This window comes from Terrabacter sp. P5_B1 (assembly GCF_056400505.1).
Genome location: NZ_JBFULD010000500.1, coordinates 1 through 1,985, shown reverse-complemented (window position 1 = coordinate 1,985; position 1,985 = coordinate 1). Strand labels below are relative to the sequence as shown.

Here is a 1,985-nt window from a genome sequence, read left to right as displayed (position 1 = left end):
CCCTGACACCCAGGAGGGGCCGGGCCGGGTCGAGCTGCCGCAGGACGTCACAGCCTGCTCGAGCGCCTACGCCGACGTCCGGTTCGAGGGAGCTGCCCGGCCGCTCCGCGTCGCCGTCATGGTGAGCCCCGCCATGTGCGACCCGGTCGAGGTCGGCTCCGACTGCGGCTGCTGCTCCTGAGGAGGCACGCGAGATGCCAACGAACCCGAGGAACCAGGACGAGACCCTCGCCCGTATCACCGAGCTGGCCCGCGAGGCCATGGCGGCCCAGGCGAGCTTCGCCCGTCAGTCGATCGAGCTCGGTCGCGCCACGCTCTCCTCCGAGGTCGACGCGACGACGGCCGGGCGGGCGTGGTTCGACGCCGTCAGCCGGGAGAGCGCCCGCTACTGGAAGGAGGTCGGCGCGCTGGGCCTCGACGTCGCCGGGAGCCTCGTCGCCATCAGCAGCCGGAGCATGGCCCGCGTCATCAGTGACACCCGGGCCGCCTCGCGCACCCAGCCCCGCCGACCGTCGTCCGGCACCGCGACCGGCGCCCCGGCTGGTACCTCGACCGGCGCCCCTCCTCATACCTCGACCGGTTCCACGACCGGTTCCGAGAGCGAGGGCATCGTCCTGTCGGCGGCATCCCGCGACGAGGCCGCCGCCCCGGACACCGGCGAACCGGATGTCCGCCGGGCCGCCGTCACCCTCCACGGCCGCCCGGGCGAGACCGCTACCGGCACGGTCACGCTGGCCAACTCCCACCCCAGGGCTCGACGCGTGCTCCTCTCGGCAGGTCGGCTGCAGCCCGACACCGGACGACACGTCAGCCTCGAGCTTCGGCTCGACCCCGAGGGGGTCACCATCCCCGCCGGCGCCGACCACGACGTGCAGCTCGAGGTGGACCTGTCCCCGGAGGTGGTGCGGACCGGCGAACGCTACGTCGGCGTCATCGAGGTGACGGGCGGCGTCGAGGCGGTGCTGGACGTGGCGGTCGTCGTCGAGGAGTGACCGTCGCGGGCGCAGCGTCGCCGTCCCCTCCGGACGGGTCCGCCACCGCTCGCGGCTGGAGCGGTCGGGCGGCCCGCACCTCGGGCCGCAGCCGGAGCGACTCCCGCACGACGCGGGGGAGGTCCGGGCTGACGGCCAGCCAGGCGAGGGAGGCAGCGACGGCCTCGCGGGCCGGGCGGGCGGCATACCCCAGCACGCCAGCGGAGTCCGAGGAGTACCAGTAGTGCCGACCCACGGTCGTCGCCTCCTCCCGGGTCGAGAGCGGGGTCGTGGACGTCACGCTGGCCCAGGCCTCCGCGGCTGCCGAGGCGAGCCACGCGACGCCGGGCGGCAGCTCGGCCACGGGCTGCGGGATGCCGGCGAGGTCGGCGACGAGGGCGTGCAGGGTGCGCCACGTGACGTTGTCGCCACCGAGGAGGTAGCGCTCCCCCGGCTCGCCGTGCTCGAGGAGGGTGACGTGCCCGGCCCCCGCGTCGCGCGCGTCGACGACGTTGCAGCCGCCCGGGAAGGTGCTGCGGGTGGGGTCGAGCAGGTAGCGCAGCACGATGGCGTTGCTCGGCCCGAGCCGGTCGAGCGGTCCCCCGAGCACGACGGTCGGCAGGGCCAGCACGACGTCCAGCCCGGTGCGCGACGCCACGTCGAGGGCCTCGCGCTCCTGGCGCACCTTGCTGGCGTAGTACGCCGGGACGGGCTCGCTGCCGAGGTGGTCGCGCTCGGTGCGCGCCACTGGCAGGAGGCCGGACCCGCACGTCGCGGACGAGCTCGTCACGACGGCCCGGGTGGCTCCGGCGGCGGCCGCCGCCTCGAGGACGAGTCGCGTCCCGGTGACGTTGACGTCGGTGAGCTCCGTGGCCGCCGAGGGGGCGTAGGAGTAGACCGCGGCGCAGTGGATCACGGCGTCGACGCCGCCCGTGCCGTCGAGGGCGCGGGCGAGGGACGACGCGTCGGTCAGCTCCGCACCGACCCTCCGCACCGGGCCGAGCGACTCGAGCC

The 1,985-nt window shown here is 75.5% G+C and carries 3 protein-coding genes; 2 read left to right on the top strand and 1 reads right to left on the bottom strand.

The features are described 5' to 3' along the window. A partial coding sequence (locus AC1DP0_RS21385; protein WP_478088511.1) for a hypothetical protein occupies positions 1-181 on the top strand: 181 nt, incomplete at its 5' end. Between the two features lie 13 nt (positions 182-194). Beyond that, on the top strand, positions 195-992 hold the full coding sequence (locus AC1DP0_RS21380; protein WP_478088510.1) for a hypothetical protein: 798 nt from the start codon (positions 195-197) through the stop codon (positions 990-992). On the opposite strand, the gene AC1DP0_RS21375 is transcribed toward AC1DP0_RS21380, so the two are convergent. Beyond that, a partial coding sequence (locus tag AC1DP0_RS21375) for an NAD-dependent epimerase/dehydratase family protein (RefSeq protein WP_478088508.1) occupies positions 931-1,985 on the bottom strand: 1,055 nt, incomplete at its 5' end. The genes AC1DP0_RS21380 and AC1DP0_RS21375 overlap by 62 nt on opposite strands.

What these genes read in the sequence shown, in the direction of transcription:
- AC1DP0_RS21380 (WP_478088510.1), top strand. Translation starts at nt 195, where the DNA reads ATGCCAACGAACCCGAGGAACCAGGACGAGACCCTCGCCCGTATCACC.